Annotated in this window: 19 protein-coding genes; 14 read left to right on the forward strand and 5 right to left on the reverse strand. The window is 43.5% G+C overall.

Annotation, left to right across the window (positions count from 1 at the left end):
- Window positions 1-851 precede the first annotated feature (851 nt).
- From ACP7A0_RS12895 to ACP7A0_RS12945, 11 genes are all read left to right on the forward strand, one after another.
- Window positions 852-1,508 carry a class I SAM-dependent methyltransferase gene (locus tag ACP7A0_RS12895; protein ID WP_106037189.1) on the forward strand — a complete coding sequence of 219 codons (657 nt, stop codon included), beginning with the start codon at window positions 852-854 and terminating at the stop codon, window positions 1,506-1,508.
- 336 nt (window positions 1,509-1,844) lie between these two features.
- Window positions 1,845-2,570, forward strand: coding sequence for a GTP cyclohydrolase II (locus ACP7A0_RS12900; protein ID WP_066031179.1), 726 nt, complete (start codon window positions 1,845-1,847; stop codon window positions 2,568-2,570).
- Between the two features lie 33 nt (window positions 2,571-2,603).
- On the forward strand, window positions 2,604-3,407 hold the full coding sequence (locus tag ACP7A0_RS12905) for a formylglycine-generating enzyme family protein (RefSeq protein ID WP_106048678.1): 804 nt from the start codon (window positions 2,604-2,606) through the stop codon (window positions 3,405-3,407).
- A 4-nt stretch (window positions 3,408-3,411) separates the two neighbouring features.
- Window positions 3,412-5,169 (forward strand): WD40 repeat domain-containing protein, encoded by a 1,758-nt coding sequence (locus ACP7A0_RS12910; RefSeq protein ID WP_106031353.1) that lies wholly within the window; start codon window positions 3,412-3,414, stop codon window positions 5,167-5,169.
- Between the two features lie 283 nt (window positions 5,170-5,452).
- Window positions 5,453-6,535 (forward strand): bifunctional diaminohydroxyphosphoribosylaminopyrimidine deaminase/5-amino-6-(5-phosphoribosylamino)uracil reductase RibD, encoded by a 1,083-nt coding sequence (gene ribD / locus ACP7A0_RS12915; RefSeq protein WP_060595748.1) that lies wholly within the window; start codon window positions 5,453-5,455, stop codon window positions 6,533-6,535.
- A gap of 116 nt (window positions 6,536-6,651) precedes the next feature.
- Complete coding sequence (locus ACP7A0_RS12920; protein WP_426005414.1) at window positions 6,652-8,787, forward strand: exosporium glycoprotein BclB-related protein; 2,136 nt, start codon at window positions 6,652-6,654, stop codon at window positions 8,785-8,787.
- A 138-nt stretch (window positions 8,788-8,925) separates the two neighbouring features.
- The gene (locus ACP7A0_RS12925) at window positions 8,926-10,524 is read left to right on the forward strand and encodes a sensor histidine kinase (protein WP_127687513.1); all 1,599 of its coding nucleotides are present in this window, start codon (window positions 8,926-8,928) and stop codon (window positions 10,522-10,524) included.
- A gap of 3 nt (window positions 10,525-10,527) precedes the next feature.
- A complete protein-coding gene (locus tag ACP7A0_RS12930) occupies window positions 10,528-11,226 on the forward strand; it encodes a response regulator (protein WP_034665245.1) in 699 nt (232 codons plus the stop codon).
- Between the two features lie 3 nt (window positions 11,227-11,229).
- A complete protein-coding gene (locus ACP7A0_RS12935; protein WP_106072566.1) occupies window positions 11,230-12,207 on the forward strand; it encodes a tripartite tricarboxylate transporter substrate-binding protein in 978 nt (325 codons plus the stop codon).
- A 191-nt stretch (window positions 12,208-12,398) separates the two neighbouring features.
- Complete coding sequence (locus ACP7A0_RS12940) at window positions 12,399-13,697, forward strand: citrate:proton symporter (protein ID WP_034665220.1); 1,299 nt, start codon at window positions 12,399-12,401, stop codon at window positions 13,695-13,697.
- 179 nt (window positions 13,698-13,876) lie between these two features.
- A complete protein-coding gene (locus ACP7A0_RS12945; RefSeq protein WP_426005418.1) occupies window positions 13,877-15,508 on the forward strand; it encodes a M14 family metallopeptidase in 1,632 nt (543 codons plus the stop codon).
- A gap of 72 nt (window positions 15,509-15,580) precedes the next feature.
- Here ACP7A0_RS12945 and ACP7A0_RS12950 read toward each other — a convergent pair whose 3' ends face one another.
- Complete coding sequence (locus ACP7A0_RS12950) at window positions 15,581-16,066, reverse strand: phenolic acid decarboxylase (protein WP_106031346.1); 486 nt, start codon at window positions 16,064-16,066, stop codon at window positions 15,581-15,583.
- 112 nt (window positions 16,067-16,178) lie between these two features.
- Between ACP7A0_RS12950 and ACP7A0_RS12955 the strand changes: the two genes are divergently transcribed.
- Together ACP7A0_RS12955 and ACP7A0_RS12960 are read left to right on the forward strand one after the other, a co-directional pair.
- Window positions 16,179-16,736 carry a PadR family transcriptional regulator gene (locus ACP7A0_RS12955; protein ID WP_034665213.1) on the forward strand — a complete coding sequence of 186 codons (558 nt, stop codon included), beginning with the start codon at window positions 16,179-16,181 and terminating at the stop codon, window positions 16,734-16,736.
- 104 nt (window positions 16,737-16,840) lie between these two features.
- A complete protein-coding gene (locus ACP7A0_RS12960; RefSeq protein ID WP_066031173.1) occupies window positions 16,841-17,947 on the forward strand; it encodes a nitric oxide synthase oxygenase in 1,107 nt (368 codons plus the stop codon).
- Window positions 17,948-17,966: 19 nt separating this feature from the next.
- Here ACP7A0_RS12960 and ACP7A0_RS12965 read toward each other — a convergent pair whose 3' ends face one another.
- Window positions 17,967-18,236: an acylphosphatase gene (locus tag ACP7A0_RS12965; protein ID WP_034665208.1), complete on the reverse strand. Its 270-nt coding sequence runs from the start codon at window positions 18,234-18,236 to the stop codon at window positions 17,967-17,969.
- Between the two features lie 122 nt (window positions 18,237-18,358).
- Between ACP7A0_RS12965 and ACP7A0_RS12970 the strand changes: the two genes are divergently transcribed.
- Window positions 18,359-19,009, forward strand: a complete 651-nt coding sequence (locus ACP7A0_RS12970; protein ID WP_060595758.1) for an MOSC domain-containing protein — start codon at window positions 18,359-18,361, stop codon at window positions 19,007-19,009.
- Window positions 19,010-19,050: 41 nt separating this feature from the next.
- On the opposite strand, the gene ACP7A0_RS12975 is transcribed toward ACP7A0_RS12970, so the two are convergent.
- The 3 genes from ACP7A0_RS12975 to map form a co-directional block, all read right to left on the reverse strand.
- Entirely contained in the window at window positions 19,051-19,188 is a 138-nt protein-coding gene (locus tag ACP7A0_RS12975) for a YflJ family protein (protein WP_003214303.1), read from the reverse strand.
- A 134-nt stretch (window positions 19,189-19,322) separates the two neighbouring features.
- Window positions 19,323-19,484, reverse strand: a complete 162-nt coding sequence (locus ACP7A0_RS12980; RefSeq protein ID WP_003214360.1) for a hypothetical protein — start codon at window positions 19,482-19,484, stop codon at window positions 19,323-19,325.
- A gap of 122 nt (window positions 19,485-19,606) precedes the next feature.
- Window positions 19,607-20,356: a type I methionyl aminopeptidase gene (gene map / locus ACP7A0_RS12985; RefSeq protein ID WP_034665196.1), complete on the reverse strand. Its 750-nt coding sequence runs from the start codon at window positions 20,354-20,356 to the stop codon at window positions 19,607-19,609.
- Between the last annotated feature and the right edge of the window lie 44 nt (window positions 20,357-20,400).

A 20,400-nucleotide genomic window follows, 5' to 3' on the forward strand; every position in this document is an offset into this window, starting at 1 on the left:
GAATAAAAAGTAAATCATCTAATTGAAAATGCAGATATACCAAAGAAAATGATAGGAAATGAGAAAAGAATAGTCAAAATTTCACAAAAATCCATTCGGGAAATAATCATTGTATCTTTCGATTTTGTTTCAAAATGTAATAAAAATCTTGTGTAATTTAGTAGATAAATTTCTTAGTTCTATTGGTTTATGTTGTATTTTTGTGTAGAAATAAGTGTTTTGAGGTCAAAAAACCACGAAAAATACCTGTATTTTCAATTGGAAAATTCATTTTAATGTTTAGGAAATAACTTGTTGACAAAATAATCTAAAAACAATATATTTGGCTTATTCCAGTCATTATGGAAGTAGTTGTTAAATTTCTGATGGGTTTATTCAAGGCACATTCTAGTGAGAGGTGGTGTCATAAAACCAAGGTACAAGCGCTTTTAAGAGAAAAAGCTTGCTTGGAATATTTCTACTAAAACATAAGAAAACGGTCTTTTACAATGGTAGCCGATCTAAACAGTAGATTGACCTTTCTACTATGATCACTTTGCAAGAGATATTCAAAAGGCGTTATGTTCTTGTCCAAGATAGAAAGCGGTTTCAATAAGGGCTGTGAGTTGATCGAACGGTGAAGGAGGTGAACTCATATGAAAAAAAAGACAATAAGCTGAGGCGCTGCAGCTCTCAAATGGCTGCATATGAGGATGCATGCTGAAAAAGAAGAGTGAACATGTGGGATGCTTCTCTCCTTTTTCAGAAAACAGATTTTCCTAAAAAATCCATCTTTCATTTTAACATAAGGTTTTTGGCTTGAAAATGACCTTTGCCCGAAAAGCCGATTTTGAATAGAAGGAGGTCCTGTGATGAAAAAAGCTTTATATCATGAAGACAGTGGGTTGTATCTAGAAAAAATGCGTATGGCATTTCAAGAACATTATGAAAAAAGAACAGATATGTGGTCTACTGATCCATCCTTAACAGATGCAGCCGTGATGTCATTAAAGGCATGGCATTCACGGGAAAAGAATGCACTTGCTTCTGTGCTCGATATCGGGTGCGGGAACGGCCGGGCACTTGAACATTTAAGGGGGCTTTCTGCATATGTCGGTATCGACCTGTATGGGCATGAGGAGTGGGAAGGATTACAGAAAAGAGAAACGGTTCCTGTCCATTTTGTTCATCAAGATTTTATGTCCTGGTCGATGGATCAGGGACGCGGGATGCAGTTTGATTTAATTTTAGATCATGGCTGCTTTCATCACCAGCATCCTGATGATCATGAGCGTTATTTAAAACAGGTTTCCTCTTTGCTTCATGAAGGCGGCGTCTTCTCACTTGTTGTATGGGGAGAAGAGTGGAGAACAGGATTAATCGGAGAAGATGGCCGTTTCCACTTTTCATTTTCAGACTCTCAGCTTGGAGAAAGAATTTGTTCATCAGGTCTGGAGCTTGTATCGATTACACCATTAAAAGCAAAGGCCGGCATTAGCCAGCATCATGTCATTGCCGTCAAAATCTAGTACAAAGGTGATCACTCAAAGCTAGCAGAGGGGTTCATTCTAAGAAAGAGCATGTGCGCATCATGTAGGCGAAAGGCGTTATGAACCAAGATTTCTGCTCCTTTGTACTGGACAAGACCTAGATTGAAACATCGCTAGAAGAGCTGGGAACGAAGACATTCTTGCGAAAATCAGGGTCTGAACGATGAGAGGAATCGCACATCCATATTCTTTTTAGGCATGAGTGCCGCTTGAAATAGGAGCACATATGCTAAGGGAGTGCGGACACATATTCATCACTCCATCACTGCGCTATGAGAGTCGATTTGGGTGCAGCGATGAATAGGGGGGAGACAAATGAACAAGTTTGTAGATGAATTACAATCAATGATTCATCATTTTACCTTTCAAGAAAAAAACTATTTGCTCGTGGGGCCAGTGAACCTGCCGATCTCCATTCAACATGAAGAAGTGCCATTTAAATGGTATGCCTTCGCACCTGTTGAAGGGGAGACAAAACCAACGATCGAATCTATTGTCCAAATGAGTACCGCGCAGCAAACCTTTTCCTCTTGTCTCTTATTTGGCGACTTTGAAAATGAGGTGCCGCCGCTAGTGCGAATTCATAGTGTCTGCCAAACAGGGGATGTGTTTGGGTCACTGAAATGTGACTGCGGTCCACAGCTTGCGTTATCGCTGAAGAAAATCACCGATTACGGTAAAGGCATGCTCGTATATATGGCCAATCAAGAAGGGCGGTCAATTGGGCTGATGGCGAAAGCATTGACGTATAAATTACAGGAAATGAAGCTGGATACTTTTGAAGCCAACCGCCTGATTGGCTGCGGAGATGATGACCGGCATTACGAGGAGGCAGCGGCTGTTCTGCACTATTTAAACAAAGGGAAACCAATGCACCTCCTAACGAACAATCCAGATAAAGTCGATTCCATTGCTGCTTACGGTCTTCCTGTATTGCGATTTGATCATACGGTCGAAGCTTCTCTCTATAATGCAGCCTATTTGAAGGCAAAAGCAGCCTCAGGACATATGGTCGATGAGAAAAAATTAATTAATCAGTAGATGAGTTTACTTTAAAGAAGGCGGGAGAAAAGCGTGAAACCTGAAATCAATTGGATTCAAATCCCAAGCGGCTATGCAACGATTGGAAGTAATGAAGAAGATATGAAAAAGGCATCAGAATTCTGGAAGGACAAGCTTCTCAATCCAACCTACGGCCGTGAGAAAAAATTTCAAAAATGGCTGTACAAAGAATTTCCATCCTATCAGCCGTATATCAATGAATTTTTTATTTCAGATACGGTCGTCACCAATGAATGGTATCAAAGCTACTGTGATGAAACAGGCCAGGCGTACCCGGAGAGCTTAACGAATCAAGAGCTTGGTGGCGGGAAAGATCATCCGGCTTGGGGCATGGATATCGAGGAAGCCTTCTCGTTCTGCCAGTGGCTGAGCGGGAAACTTGGGTTAGACGTGTCGATTCCTACTGAAGAAGAATGGGAATATGCTGCCCGGGGAAATACGAGAAATCAATACCCGTGGGGAGATGAGTTTGATCCTTCTTTATGTAATACGTTCGAATCAAATATTGAAAAAACGACGCCTGTCCGTCAATACAAAAAGGGCAGATCCTTATTTGGTCTTTATGATATGGGGGGCAACGTCGAGGAATGGGTCAACACCAAATATCATGTATACGATGGCGGCATCGAGGTCGTAGATGATTTAACGGAGACGCTTGGCAGTAATTACTACATTTTAAAAGGCGGCTCCTTTGCAAGAGGCGGAGATTTATGCAGAGTCGCCAGAAGACACGGGAAGCATCCAGATCCCGTTTTCCGATTTACTGGTTTTCGTATAGTGACTCGTCAAAAACAACATATAAAGGTGGGAGTGTAAAATCATGCATAGAGGACCGATTACATCTGTTTTATCAACTCAGCAGGACCAAATTGTTTACACTGGCGGCTATGACCGTTGTATTTATAAGTGGAACCGGGCAACAGGAGAAGGAACGTTTATTGGAAGTCACGAGCATATCATTAACTCTTTATCTCTTTCTGAAAACGGAAAGTATTTAGCGAGTGCATCGTCAGACTACACCATTCAATTGTATGATACAGGTACTCATACTCGAATTCGCACCCTGTTTGGTCATGCGGATGATGTAGAAGCCGTCGCCTTTGCCAAACAGGATACCTTACTAGTATCGGTGTCTAGAGATAGAAGGTGCTTAGTGTGGGATATCGAAACAGGAGCTATTTTAAGAGAATTCCATGGACATAGCAAAGATGTATTAGCTGTATGGATACATGGAGATAAAGCTTATACAACAGGTGATGATGGCTACGTTCTTGTATGGTTGTATGATACAGGAGAAATTGTAGGAGAAATTGGTCCGTTTGATTATGAGCTGGACACAATCAGCGGCAGCAATCAAAAAGAAGTGTTCGCACTTGGCAGAGACGATGGCACCGTCATTATTTATGATGCGGTTACTTTACAGGAGAAAAAAATCATTAAAGCCCATTTACAGGGCGTCAAGCGGGTGAACTTTTCTCCAAGCGGCAATTACTTGCTGACAGCAGGCTATGACCATTTAATTAAGCTGTGGAATTATGAAACAGGGGATTTAGTCGATACGTTGCTGCCTCATAAATATCAGTGGGAGCGTTCGCTTGTCTGGACGGAAGATGAGAAATCCATCCTAGGAGCCAGCTTTGGAAAAACGTATTGTGAATGGTCTATTGAAAAGGGAAAAGTTGTATCAGATGAGATCGAAATGGCGACACCCTCTATTAATGATATTGCGCTGACTGATGCGGGAGATATCATCACAGCATCAGATGACGGAAAATTCAGAAAGAACGGGATTGAAATCGCTAAATCGACAGGCGTTTTAACAAATGGAGTGGCTGTCGCACGAGATGGAAGCTATTATGCGTGGGGAGATCATGCAAGTCAGGTGCATATTGTTCATGAATCATTACAGCAAATGGTTTCGTTTGATCTCAACACAGGGCCGGTCAACAGTGTGTATTTCCACGAGGAGGATCGGCAATTCTATATTGGAACTTACGGCGGTTATGTACATGTCATTTCGACAGAACATTTAAAGGAAATTGGCCGTTCCAAAGCACACGATTGTGCTGTTAAAGCATTAAAAGTAGAAGGAGATCATATCATCACAGCCGCGGTAGAAGGAACCATCTGTCTTTTAGATAAGAAGAGCTTGTCTTTAAAAGCGAAATATATCGGAGCGACAGAGCTGTTAAATGATGTATTCATTGATAGTAAAAGAGATCGTATTGCCATTGTCAGCCGTGACAAGAATGTGAGATTGTTTGATTTGCATACAGGAAGAATTTTAGACCAGCATAATGAACACCAGTATTCTATTAAATCTGTCTCTGTCACAGACTCTGGCTATATTGTGAGCGGAGATTATTGGGGCTATGTCGTTGTGTGGAATCCAGAGCTAGATGTCAATACCGGCCCAATTAGAATTGCCAAGAATGGGATTAGTGCCATCAGACAATTAGGCAATGATGTATACGCAAGCTCATATGACGGCGGGATTTATCATATTCGAGAAGATGGCACACATACTGAAGTACTGCGCTTATTTGAACAATTTCCGAAAGAAGTAATCTCTCATTAAGAAAAAGAATGTAAGCGGGGGATTCTCATGATAAGTGTTTGCAAGGAACATATGAAAAAAGGCCTGACTGTACTCAATTGTCCGCATGTGCTCCTCATTAATAAATATGAATTACGCAAATGCTGTTTTTGTAAACAACGAGCATCATATAAACTTTTTTATTCCTTGCCTTACTATGATCGATCTGAAAAGAAACGGATGGAAAAAATATAGCACATGAGAATAGAACTCCTTCATTTCCTGAAGGAGTTCTTTCCCTTGAAAGAGAAGAAAGGAGACTCACATGAAAGACGATGTTTTTTATATGAAGCTGGCGATTGCCAACGCAAAGGCAATGAAAGGGCAAACCTCCCCAAATCCGCTTGTCGGTGCAGTCATTGTACAGCAAGGTGAGATTGTTGGGATTGGTGCTCACATGAAGGCGGGCGAACCTCATGCTGAAATTCATGCGCTGCAAATGGCAGGGGAAAAGGCAAAGGGAGCTGACATGTATGTGACGCTTGAACCTTGTTCGCATCATGGGAAAACGGGTCCTTGCACGGAAGCCATTATCAAAAGTGGTGTGAAACGTGTAGTCATTGCGACGCAAGACCCAAATCCGCTTGTCGCAGGTAAGGGGGTTACCATGTTGAAACAAGCAGGGATCGAAGTAGATGAAGGAATATGTAAACAGGAGGCGGATCGCTTAAATGTGCCTTTTTTTCATTTCATTCAATCAGACCTTCCTTACGTCATCTTAAAATCAGCCATTTCGTTAGACGGGAAAATTGCAACATCTCATCTTGAAAGCAAATGGATCACAGGAACAGAAGCGAGGAAAGAAGTGCAGCAATTGCGTCAAGAAGCCGATGCTGTGATAACAGGTGTCGAAACGATTATTCAAGATGATGCAGGTCTTATTGTGAAAGATTCAATGGCGACCCAGCCCATTCGTGTCATTTTAGATTCCACATTAAGGATTCCGCTTCATGCGAAATGTTTAACAGATCATATGGCCGAAACCATTATTTGCACCTCGCACATGTATGATCAGAAAAAGTATGAACAGCTGGTAGATAAAGGGCATCAAGTCTATGTCACAAGCGGAGAGCAGCGGACAAATATTCATGACGTGTTACGAATGCTGAAGGAACGTTCTGTCATGTCAGTTCTCGTTGAAGCAGGAGGAAATGTGAGTGCGTCCTTTTTAGAAGAATCACTAGTCAATGAAGCCGTCATTTATATGGCACCTTTATTAATCGGTGGAAAACATGCACCTACTTTTTTTGAAGGAGAGGGGGTGAAAAAACTAAAAGAAGCGATCCGTCCAGCAGATATTGAATATAGTATGGTTGGAAAAGATATCAAAATGACAATAAAATTCTAATAAATGTAAGACTTTGTGCATCGAGCGCAAGGTCTTTTCAATACTTCTTGATAAAAATAAAAGTGTACATACACCTTTCCAAGGAATGATGAATACGATGGATGGGGGGTGATTCCATGAGAAGATGTAGACAATGCGGAAAGACATATCCAACTCATTCGACAGACCACTACCAAAAAGGAAGCTGGTATGATGCGTATAAGGATGACGGCTGGGAATGTGATAGTTGTAAGAAAGGGAAATCTGGAAAGCCAGGGAAACCAGTGAAAAATCCTTGCTGCGGAAAAGATCCTTGTGTTTGTGTGATTCAAGGTCCGCCAGGCGGGAGAGGAAGAAGAGGCCCAGCAGGTCCAGCAGGTGCAGTGGGTCCAGCGGGTCCAGCAGGCCCGGCAGGAGCAACTGGAGCCACTGGTGTAGGCTTAACGGGCATCGTGGCATTTGATCCAGCGGTAGCCCCAACCTATCCAGTAGGTCAAGTCGTGACATTCGATGGAAGTACGTATGTGGTGAATTCAGCGCCGCCAACAGGTACGCCAGGTACGTCACCAGATTATACATTGTTAGCAGCTGCTGGTGAAACGGGTGCAACCGGAGCAACAGGTACAGGAGCGACCGGTGCGACAGGAGATACAGGTGCGACTGGAGTTACCGGAGCAACCGGAATCACAGGAGCCACAGGAGCAACAGGTACAGGAGCAACCGGTGCAACAGGAGATACAGGTGCGACTGGAGTTACCGGAGCAACCGGGATCACAGGAGCAACAGGTACAGGAGCAACCGGTGCGACAGGAGATACAGGTGCGACTGGAGTTACCGGAGCAACCGGAATCACAGGAGCCACAGGAGCCACAGGAGCCACAGGAGCAACAGGTACAGGAGCGACCGGTGCAACAGGTGATACGGGAGCGACTGGAGTTACCGGAGCAACCGGGATCACAGGAGCAACAGGTACAGGAGCGACCGGTGCAACAGGAGATACAGGTGCGACTGGAGTTACCGGAGCAACCGGAGATATCGGGGTCACCGGAGCGACCGGAGTAACGGGAGCAACAGGAGATACTGGAGCGACCGGAGTCACAGGAGCGACCGGAGATATCGGGGCCACCGGAGTCACAGGAGCCACAGGAGATACTGGCGCCACAGGAGATACCGGCGCCACCGGAGTCACCGGAGCGACCGGAGTAACGGGAGCCACAGGAGATACTGGCGCCACCGGAGTCACAGGAGCCACAGGAGATACCGGAGTCACCGGAGCGACTGGAGTAACGGGAGCCACAGGAGATATCGGCGCGACCGGAGTCACCGGAGCGACCGGAGATATCGGCGCGACCGGAGTCACCGGAGCGACCGGAGATACCGGAGTCACAGGAGCGACCGGAGATACCGGCGCCACCGGAGCGACTGGAGTAACGGGAGCCACAGGAGATACCGGCGCCACCGGAGCGACCGGAGTAACGGGAGCCACAGGAGATACTGGCGCGACCGGAGTCACCGGAGCGACCGGAGTAACGGGAGCCACAGGAGATACTGGCGCCACCGGAGTCACAGGAGCCACAGGAGATACCGGAGTCACCGGAGCGACCGGAGTAACGGGAGCAACAGGAGATATCGGGGCCACCGGAGTCACCGGAGCGACCGGAGATATCGGCGCCACCGGAGTCACCGGAGCGACTGGAGTAACGGGAGCCACAGGAGATACCGGCGCCACCGGAGTTACAGGAGCAACCGGAGCAACTGGATCGAGTGCGATTATTCCATTTGCATCAGGTACCCCTGCTGTCTTGACTACAATTGCAGGGGGTCTTGTCGGAACTTCTAGTTTGGTCGGCTTTGGTAGCTCTGCAACAGGCGTTAGCATACTAGGTGGTATCATCGACTTAACAGGAGCAGCAGGTACTCTTTTAAATATGGCATTCTCTGTACCAAGGGATGGCACTATTACTTCATTTGCCGGATACTTTAGTACTACGGCAGCATTGGCTTTAGTCGGCACGAGTATTACAGTGACAGCTAGCTTATTTGCTTCACCGACACCAGATAACAGCTTCACTCAAGTAGCGAGTGTCACATTGGCACCACCATTAACGGGGATTTTAACTATTGGTGCTATTTCAAACGGAATCGCTACCGGCCTGAATGTGCCAGTTACAGCAGAAACAAGATTACTGGTTGTTTTCTCTGCGACTGCAACAGGCTTATCTTTAATTAACACTGTAGCAGGCTATGCGAGTGCAGGCTTATCTATCACGTAATTGAAACAGGGATGACTCGATTTGAGTCGTCCTTTTTTGTTTGAATGAATTTTCTCTTAACTTCGTAAGAAAAAATGATATGATTTTCTTAAAGTCTAGTCGATGAATCTACTTGAATTAGGGGTTGTAGCGGTGAGGATGGGCAAAAGGAAAGTCACTTTACAAACGAAAATTTTGGGGTTAATTATCGGGCTTTTGCTTGTTGTCATTGCGTTATTGACCATTTGTTTTGGTTTTCTGCAGACATCAGAAAGGCAGCGGCAAGCTGAACAGCTGGCGGTGCAAACCGCTAGAACAATCTCATATATGCCGCCCATTAAAACATCGGTGGGCACCTCATCAGTGTCTGAGTATGAAGAACAGGCAGTGCTTGAGCAAATGAAGGATCAAGTCAGAGCACATGCCATCTTCATTACCAATCAAAAAGGGAAGGTCCTTTTTCATACGAATCATGAGAATGTAGGAAAAACCATCAGTGTATTTAGAGGAAGAAGTACCCTGCTATTTGGGGGAACCTCCATATCAACGGGTGATTCTAATGGTGAAATCGTTGTCAGAGGCAGTGCCCCGATTATGAAAGAAACAGGCAAGCATGAAGAAATTATTGGCACAGTCACCGTCGAATTTTTAAAAAAGGAAATTGATCAAGCGACAGCCCATCAACTAATCAAGCTTAGCTATATTGCCCTTTTTGTGCTCTTGCCTGGTATATTCGGAGCGATTTTTTTAACAAGAAGTATTCGCAAAGATACATTAGGGCTTGAACCGCACGAAATTGCTTCATTATTTCGAGAAAGAGAAGCGATGCTGCTTGCTATAAAAGAAGGGATTATTGCATTTGACCGCAAAGGCGCGATAACGATGATGAATACATCTGCTGAACACATGCTGCGCGTTTCATCCGAGCTGCCGCTTCATATTGACCAAGTCTTGCCAAAAGCCAATCTCCTTTTCTATTTAAAGGCAGAAACGATTGAACCGAACATCGAAACCGTCGTCAATGATAAAACCTATGTCTTAAATGTGAAAAAAGTGGTCCAGGACAATCGAGTTTTTGGGGGAATTGTGAGCTTCCGAGAGAAAACAGAGTTGACGAAGCTGCTGGATACATTAACAGAGGTCAGCCAATATTCAGAAGACCTGAGGGCACAAACGCATGAATTCTCAAATAAGCTGTACGCCATTTTAGGTTTGCTTGAGCTGAAGCAAGTGGATGAGGCCATCGACTTAATAAAGGAAGAATATACGCTGCAAAACCGTCAGCACGATTTACTCATGAAGCAAATTCGATCTCCTAAAATACAAGCCATCTTACTCGGCAAGTTAGGGAAAGCATCTGAGAAGAAGGTTCATTTCCACATCGATGAAAATAGTTCATTGGAGCCGCTTCCACCACATTTAAGTCTATCTCACTTTATTACCATCATTGGTAATCTTGTAGATAACGCCTTTGAGGCCGTACTAAATAAGGAGAAGCGCGAGGTAAGCCTGTTCATTACAGATATTGGGTTTGATATTATCATAGAAGTATCTGATTCAGGTGATGGAGTAAACGAGGAAGAACTTTCACATATTTTCACAAGAGGCCATTCGTCTAAGGGGGAAGGACGAGGCTACGGGCTAGCGAATGTGAAAGAAGTGTTGGACGAACTTGGGGGCTGGATTGAAGTGACGAACCAAAAAGAAGGCGGTGCCATCTTCACTGCATACATACCGAAAGGCACAAAGGGGGAATAAATGGTGATGAAGGTACTCATTGCGGAGGATGATTTTCGAATCGCAGCCATTCATGAATCTTATATACAACAAATAGAAGGATTTCAAGTCGCCGGAAAGGCAAAGAGTGCAAAAGATATGTGGGAGGCGCTCCAAAAGGAACAAGTCGACCTCATCTTGCTTGATGTATATATGCCCGATGAGCTCGGTACAAACCTGTTGCCGCTTTTAAGAGAACACTATCCAGAAATAGATGTGATTATTATCACGGCTGCAACGGAAACGACACTTTTAAGAGATGCACTTCATTACGGAGTGGTTCATTATTTAATCAAACCAGTGACCGCACAAAAGTTTGCGCAAGTTTTAACCGAATATAAAGAGAAAAAAGACATCATCAATTCTAAGGATGAAGTCAATCAAACGATGATTGATTTGTTTTTTGGACAGATGCAAGAAGAGCCAAAAGAAAAGGATGGCAGGGACCTGCCTACAGGGATCAATTCGCTGACTTTGGACAAGGTGAAAACATTGATGGCATCAGAGAATAATGGGATTACAGCGGAAGAACTCGGAGAAAAGATGGGGGCTTCACGCACAACAGCGAGACGGTACGTCGAGTATCTCGTGACAACAGGAGAATGCCGGGCAGAGCTTGCGTACGGAATCATTGGCAGACCAGAACGGAAATATTATCCTGCCATAAAGCAAGCGGAGTCATAAAAGATGAAAAAAGGAATATGCCTTGTCATTATGATCTGTCTTTGTATGACGCTCACCTTTAATGAAAAAAAGGGAGGCGACTCTTTCCTGCAGCACAGCCCATTATATATTGTGGTGTCTGGTGTCCCTGACGGCGGCTTTGACCAAACAGCTCAAGTGATGAAATCAGTGCTCGAGAAAGAAAAGCTGGTGAAGCGGCCGGTGAATATCCTTTATCAAAGAGGCGGAACGGTGGATAAAGGATGGACATATATGATGGAGCGAGATACCAACTATGTTAGTTTGAATTCAAGCTTATTGTTAAGCCGTAATTTGCTTGGCAGCAGTAACATGACAATGAACGATGTCACACCGCTCGCCATTTTGGCAGAAGAGTGGCAGGTCGTCGCAGTCCCAGTGGATTCTTCCTTTTCAAATGGGAAGGAGCTATTAAACTCACTAAAGAAGAAACCCGATTCCTTAAAAATTGGATTTGCCCCAGACTTTGGTAATGATGATCAAATCTCATTCGCACGAGCGGCAGAAATGGCAGGAATTGATCCATATCGCATTCAATTTTTGAAATTTGACAGTGCAGATGATTTATTCCAAGCGCTCATAGATCATGAAGTCGATGCAGCAACTACCACGATTACAGAAGTTCGTCATGATTATGAAAAGAAGAGGCTAAAGCTAGTAGCAACCACAACGAATCAGCGTTTAGCGGGATTTGAAGATGTGCCGACTTGGAAAGAGCAAGGCATCCCGCTCATCTTCTCTCATTGGCGTGGTGTGATGGGCCCAAAGCAAATGAATCAGCATGATATTCGTGAATGGGATCAGCTTCTTCAAAAAATGACACAAACGAAGTCCTGGAAAAAGCAATTAAAGCAAAAGGGCTGGACAAGTCGTTATATGAACAGCAAAGAGGCAAAGATCTTTATGGAGGAGCAATTAAGGCGATATGAGCAGTTTATCCAAGGAGAACAAGCGGTCGAGTGAGACCGCTTTTTTTCATGGAATCCATCAAAATCAAAGTTTGAACAAAATGAACAAAAAGCATTTATCGACCGAAAAAGAATTAAAATTCATAATATTTACTTCAATTTCAACGTCAGATATCATGACAGAAAGGGTTGGAAATGGGATACCAACATTTAATGAAAGCGTATACAACATAAGGGGTGAACAAAGTGTTAGCAATCTTAGGATTTCTTATGATGGTTGTATTTATGGTTTTGATTATGACGAAACGTATGTCTGTTTTAACGGCATTGGTGTTAACACCAATTGCATTTGCTCTTATTGCAGGTTTTCATTTTACTGAAATTTCAGACATGATTGTCAAAGGTGTGCAGCAAGTCGCGCCGACAGCGGTCATGATTATGTTTGCGATTTTGTACTTTGGCATTATGATTGATGCTGGTTTATTTGATCCAATGGTGGCGAAAATTTTAAACATTGTCAAAGGTGATCCATTAAAAATTGTCGTCGGAACAGCTGTCCTGACCATGCTTGTTGCACTTGATGGTGACGGGACAACAACGTACATGATTACAACAACAGCGATGCTTCCGTTATTTACGCTGCTTGGCATCCGTCCGATTATTTTAGCGGGGATTGCCGGAGTTGGCATGGGGATTATGAATACGATTCCATGGGGAGGTGCCACACCTAGAGCGGCGAGTGCACTTGGCGTTGATCCTTCACTTTTATTTGGCCCGATGATTCCAGTCATTGGTGCAGGGGTTTTGAGCATGATTGTGGTGGCATACTTTCTTGGGAAGTCTGAAAGAAAACGTCTTGGTGTCATTGAGCTCGACCAGCCGATTCATGCAAATGAAATGGCAGCGGCACTTCAGGATGACATCAAGCGGCCGAAACTTTGGTGGTTTAACTTGACGCTTACGTTGTTATTGGTGCTCCTTCTTGTCTCAGGAAAAGTCAGCTTAACGGTTCTATTTGTTCTTGCTTTCTGTGTGGCGATTATCGTGAACTATCCGAACCTTGAACAGCAGCGTGAACGGATTGCGGCTCATTCAACCAACGTCTTAGCCATTGCTTCCATGATTTTTGCGGCAGGGGTTTTTACAGGCATCTTAACTGGAACGAAAATGGTCGATGAAATGGCGATTTCGATTGTATCTGCCATTCCAGAGCAGCTTGGCGGCTTCATTCCAGTCATTGTTGCGTTAACGAGCGGGATATTTACGTTCTTTATGCCGAATGATGCATACTTTTATGGGGTCCTGCCGATCCTATCAGAAACAGCGGCAGCATACGGTGTTGATAAAATCGAAATCGCGAGAGCTTCTATTATTGGTCAGCCGATTCATATGCTAAGCCCACTTGTTCCATCGACTCATTTACTTGTTGGACTTGTTGGGGTATCACTGGATCAGCATCAGAAGTTTGGCATGAAATGGGCTGTACTTGCAGTCGTCGCCATGACGGTCATGTCGATACTTATTGGGGCCATCTCCATTTGGTAAATAAAAGAGTGTCTGCTACTTGAGCAGGCACTTTTTTTAGGTCATATTGCCGAGCAGGCTCGATTCATTTGCCCTATACAAAGACACTCTTGTTCCTCCAAAAGATATATTTTTGAAAAATACTGACACTTTTACTGTTTTTTTCTTTATAATGCAAATCAACGAAGGGAGAGGATAGCATGTCCAACCGAAAAGGCACGATTCTTTTTACTGCTGTATGCCTCATAGCAGGAAGTTTGTCGATGGTGAGCCCAGCTTCAGCTCATGCAGATACCCCTTATTTTGGAAAGAGTTATGAACAGCCGGCCTCAGTGAAGAAGCTATACCCTGAACCTGACAAGACGTTCGACACCCCTGCCTTTCAGAAAAAAGGAGAAGCCTTTACGACACAAGAAGAGCTTCAAGAATTCTTACGTGATATTGTCCGCAAAAGTCCTTACGCTACGCAGAAACAGATTGGAACATCCATTGAAGGACGGTCCATTTCAGCTCTCTACTTTACAAAGGATCGTCATATCTCTCCACTTTCAAAAAAGCCAACGATCTGGCTTCAAGCACAAATACACGGAAATGAACCAGCCTCCGGTGAATCTGCTCTCGTCATCGCAAAACGATTAGCAGGTGAACAAGGAGAGCGTATACTCAATCATGTGAATATGATCATTGTCCCGAGAATCAATCCTGATGGTTCTTATGCGTTTGACCGCAGGCTTGCAAACGGAACGGATGGAAACCGTGATCATATGACATTAGAATCTCCAGAGCTCACAGCCCTGCATCAAGAATTTAATCGGTATGCACCAGAAGTAGTCATTGATGCCCATGAATACGATGTGGGACAAAAGCAGTTTGATGATATCGGCTCAGCGGGTGCCCTCAAATATCACGATTTACTGATATTATCAGGCAAGAACTTGAATATTCCAGAAAGCATCCGGCTCACGTCAAATGAATTATATGTGAGCGGCGTCCGTGAAACGCTGACAAATCAAGGATTTTCGAATGATTTATATTATACAAGCACAAGAGGAAAGGATGGAAAGATCGATCTCTATGAAGGTGGAACGGATGCACGAATTGGCCGAAATGCCTTGGCGCTCTCGCCAGCGCTATCCTTTCTTGTAGAAAGCAGAGGGATTGGAATTGGAAGAGAGGATTTTACCCGCCGCGTCGCAGCACAAGTCACCACACATGAAAAAATCATTGAAACAACGGTGAAGCATGCTAAGCAGGTGAAGCAGCAAATGGTGACGGAGCGACTGAAGCTAGTGAAAAAAGGACTTCAATCAAATGATGACGATCAAGTGGTTATTCAAGATGATTTCAAAGCGCCTGTGGATGATTCGCTTGAAATGGTGGATATTGAAAAAGGACAGACCATCAATATCCCTGTACGCTTTCACAGTGCGAGCGATGCTGTTCCTGTCATGTCGAGAGAACGACCGACAGCTTATCTCGTTTTACCTGGGCATGAAGGGGTAGAACGGAAGCTACAAACTTTAGGGTTAAAAAGTGTCACATTGCCTGTCGGCGTCAAAGTACCGGTACAAGCCTATCAAGTAACAAAACGAGACGAAAAGAGCAAAACAGATATTCAGCTTGAAACAAAACTCACCCAAAAGAAACGTCAGCTGCCAAAAGGGACAAAGGTATATATCACGGCGCAGCCGCAAACGAATTTATTGTCACTTGCCCTTGAACCAGAATCAAAAGACAGCTATATGTCATCTGGGTTTATTGCTTCAAAAGTGGGCGATGAACTGCCAGTGTACCGGTTCTTGCTATCTCAAAAGACGTTAGGCATTAAATAAAAAAGGGCTAAAATAAACATCATTTTAGCCCTTTGTCTACAATCTAGAAGCGGCACAGTGCGTGCTGCTTTTTTATTTTCGTCCAGCTCGTATTTCATCAGTCATGCCTTCATATGGTGCTTCGGCGATAATGGTTTCGTCATTTACACCTGCATGATGGATATACGTAATGTCCGCAAATTCTGGAACAACATATTTTGGATAGGTGTCGTATTTTTCACGAGATTCTTTCATGAGATCGATATAGTCATTTTGATAGCAAACTGTGATATCTGGACGTTCATGCACCCATTTTGGGAAGAAGATGACGCCATGCATGCGTTTTTCTTCAGGCATAAAGTTCAGAGAGACGTCTGTCCCAGTTGGTTCTGTCCAAGAAACTTTGTAAACGCCTTTTGTCAGCTTCACAATATTCACTTCTTGATCACGGACCCAGCGGCCTCCAACCATTCCGCTATGAATGCGGTAATCAATGGTGTGATCGTTTTTAATGTAAATCTCATATTCCCAGCCATTTTCATACGTATAAATCATATGAAGTCCAACGAATTGATCCATGTTTATTCCTTCTTTCATTAGAATGATATTATTTCAAACATGTCATGATTTACATGTTTATTTTAAAGTCTATGGTATACTATTGTCAAAGAATAAGCGTTGGAGGCACATTATGAGAGTTTTAAAATATGCCATTCTTGGCTTACTAGATCAGTGTGAGCTGACGGGATACGATATAACCAAACATTTTAAGGATTCCCTTGGACAGTTTTGGAGCGCGAAGCACAGCCAAATTTACCCTGAGCTGAAGCGTCTCACAGAAGAAGGGTTTATTGAATTTGATATTCGTATACAAGGAAAGAAGCTGGAGAAGAAGGTCTATCAAATCACAGAGGCAGGGAAAGCAGAATTGCATCAGTGGTTAAGGACAAAAGACCCGATACCAGAAACAACAAAGGATGAATTCATGCTCAAAACATTTTTCATCTCTTCCATGGACAACAAAGAAGCGGCTGACTTGTTTACACATCAACTGCTAGAGCGCACCAAAAAAATAGACATGCTAGAACAGAAGCTGCACGCTTTAACGGAGGAAGACCCTGCCGCTGAATCGCTTCATTCAGCGCAATTTGGGCATTACTTAGTGCTGACAAGGGCAATTGAAAGAGAAAAAGGCTATGTCCGCTGGCTCGAGCAGACCCTTAAACGGATTGATTCATCCGCGCTCTAAGGACAATGGTCGGATGATATGATAAAAAATGGTTTGAAACCAGTGAATTTATTAATAGAAACCGCTACAATGGATATATTCGTATTAAAGTGAGGCGAGTATGTTTGAGTAATCAAGAAGCGTTGTGGAATGAAGCAGAAGCTTTTATTTCTTTATGCTATGAAGAATTAAGCAAGTCAAATGAAGAGAAAGCAGCACGTCTGCATGAAATAAAACAAGAAATTGACTCTGAAGGGATGTATACTCACACACAAGAGGAATTGGCGCACGGGGCGAAAATGGCGTGGCGCAACAGCAACCGCTGCATTGGCCGTTTGTTTTGGTCAACCCTGCAAGTTCACGACTGCCGGCATGTGAAGACAGAAGAAGAGGTGAAAGAGGCACTCTTTCATCATATTGAGTATGCGACAAATGGTGGGAAAATCAAACCATCCATTACGATCTTTCCTCCAGAAAATCATTCGCAAAAGGAAGTCGTCATTTATAATCATCAGCTCGTTCGTTATGCAGGCTATGAGACGGAGTATGGCATCATCGGCGACGAGGCATCTCTTGAATTAACAACGTTGTGTGAAGCCCATGGCTGGAAAGGGGAAGGCACGCATTTTGATATACTGCCTCTCATGTTTCAGCTAAAGGATCAGCCGCCAGTTCTGTATGAGCTTCCGAAAGAAATCGTCCAAGAAGTCGAGATTACCCATCCTGAATATGAAGGATTTCGTGATTTAGGATTGAAATGGTACGCCGTTCCGATTATTGCTGATATGAAATTAGAGATTGGCGGTATTCATTACAATGCGGCACCGTTTAACGGATGGTATATGGGTACAGAAATTGGCGCACGTAACCTAGCCGATGAAAATCGCTACAATATGTTGAAAAAAGTTGCTTCTATTTTAGGAATGGACACGACAAAGAATGCGTCGCTTTGGAAGGACAAAGCCATTGTTGAGTTGAATGTGGCGGTTCTCCATTCTTACCGAGAAGCAGGGGTGACCATTGTTGATCACCATACAGCAGCACATCAATTCAAACAGTTTGAAAAGCAGGAAGAAAAGGCTGACCGCAAGCTGACTGGGGACTGGACATGGCTGATTCCGCCAGTATCACCAGCTGCTACCCACATCTTCCACAAGCATTACGACAATACCATTGTGAAGCCGAATTATTTTTATCAGGAAAAGCCCTACCATGGGACAGAAAAAGCCTAGCGAGAGCTAGGTTTTTTGATTACCTTATTCGAAAATCCTTATAATGAGCTAATTCAGTGAGCGGCTCCATCTGCATATCTGTGACCTTTGAAAAAGGGCTTCCTTTTCGAACGGTCTTTAAGAAATCAAGCACCTTTTGCTGCTCACCCTCTACCTTTAACTCGACATGACCTTCATCTGTGTTGCGTACCCAGCCTTTCATCCCGCGATTGACGGCTTCTCCTTGAACAAAATAGCGAAAACCGACTCCCTGCACCCGTCCTGCGACAATGGCATGATAATGAATCAATGTCATCTCTCCTTTTTTCTCATCGTACCATAGCATGTAACTGACCTTCACGCATCGACTATGATTTAATTGTCTAACGATGTAAAATAATAGGCATGAGACAACCAAAGGAGATGGTCATCGTGGGACAGAAGAGATATGACATAGTAGGAATCCAAGTAGGACAACCCATCACGACCTATGCGAACGGAAAAGAAATCAAAACAGCCATCAACAAAAAGCGTATTCATGAGCCTGTGTATTTGAGTAAGGTCAATTTTGAGGGAGATGGCCAAGGTGATTTGGTTCATCATGGAGGATATGATAAAGCAGTCTGCGTCTTTCCATATGATCATTATGCTTACTTCGAGCAATTTTTAGGGGTTACATTACAGGAAGCTGCGTTTGGCGAAAATCTGACAGTGCGCAAGCTAGTCGAGACGAAGGTGCGTATTGGCGATGTCTTTCAACTTGGAGAAGCACTTGTTGAAGTGAGCCAGCCAAGACAGCCGTGTGTGAAACTATCTTTTAAGCACGCTAACATGAAGCTTGTCAAGGAAGTACAGCAAACGGGGTATACCGGCTTTTATTTACGGGTGCTGAAAGAAGGCATAGTGCCGCCTGATGGTTCTCTTGTATTAGTAGAAAAAGCGCCCCATCACATTACAGTCCATGAAGTGAACGAAGTCAAATATCGTCAAACAAGTCCAGAGAGGCTGAAAGCCGTTCTTGAAGTAGATGCCTTAGCAGATGTGGTGAGGAAGTCTTTAGAAAAACGAGTTCAGCACATTTAAAAAAAGCCGTACATCTTATACTGATGTACGGCTTTAAGCGTTTATGAGCTAGGTTTCTTTTGCTCAAGAAGATTTGCAAGGAAATATGTTTTTAAGCTTTGAAGCTTTCTTCCTTCATGCTTGGTCACACCAAGCTTCTTTAATTCTTCGACATACCAGCCTTTGCTACCATAATGCATGATAGAAAACTCCTTTCAATTGAAACTGCCTGCATTGTAACATCTCAAAAAAGGACGTGAAAAGTGTGCAGGGGTTAAGAAATGAAAACTGATTCTATCTGCCTATGATCCATGTATATGCTGGAAATAATCATTTATGAATTTGGCGGGTTGAGGGTAACGATGATCATGCCGACCGTCATAATCATGATGACAATACCAAGATAAGTCATCATGGATTGTTTTTTCTTAATACCTACAACCGTTAAGATGATACTTTCTATCAAAAAGATAACTCCTATGATGATGAACCACATATCAAATAAGACCCCTTTCGCATATCTTTGCCTATTTTACCACAGGCATTTTTGTTTAGTCGTGACAGATTCGTGAAAGGGAAACGAAAAAACCCCTCCAGTGAAGAAGGGGACCTGCTGGCTTACAGCTTCGTTAAAATAATGGGTTCGTCTTTTGTGATCACAATAGTATGTTCAATCTGTGCCACTAGGCTTTTATCTGGTGTTTTAAATGTCCAGCCGTCATCAGTCTGATAAATCGATTCAGCATTTGTTGAAATAAAAGGTTCGAAGGCGATCACTGTGCCATTCTTAAACAAAGCATTATCGAATGGATCATAATAGTTCAAAATATGGTTGGGTGCTTCATGCAGATTTTTCCCAATGCCGTGTCCTGTTAGGTTTTTAATGACGGTAAATCCTTGTTCTTTGGCTGTATTGTAGACCGCACGGCCAATTTGGTTTTGTCTTTTACCGGCTTTTGCATGCTTTAATCCTTCGAGGAATGCATCCTCTGCACACTGGCATAATGCTTCAAGACGAGCATCACCTGTACCTAATACGAATGAAATGCCGGTATCGGAATAATAGCCGTCCAGCTCTGCTGAGATATCAATATTGATGAGGTCGCCCTCTTGTAAAATGGTTTTTTCACTTGGAATACCGTGTGCAACTTCATCGTTCACGCTGATACAAGTCGTCCCAGGGAAGTCATATTCCTTTTCAGGCGCCGAATTGGCCCCATGCTCTTCTAATATTTTTTTTCCAATCAAATCTAATTCTTTTGTAGACATGCCTGGTTTCGCTTGGCTTTTCATTTCTTCTCTTGCCAAAGCGACAATTCGACCGACTTTTTTTAAGGCTTCTAACTCATGATCATGTTTGACAATCACTGTTCATTCCCGCTTTCTATAACTTCATTCTATTCAATAGCTTA

Source organism: Bacillus sp. DWP3-1 (assembly GCF_049896565.1).
In the GTDB taxonomy this organism is placed as follows: Bacteria; Bacillota; Bacilli; order Bacillales; family Bacillaceae; genus Bacillus.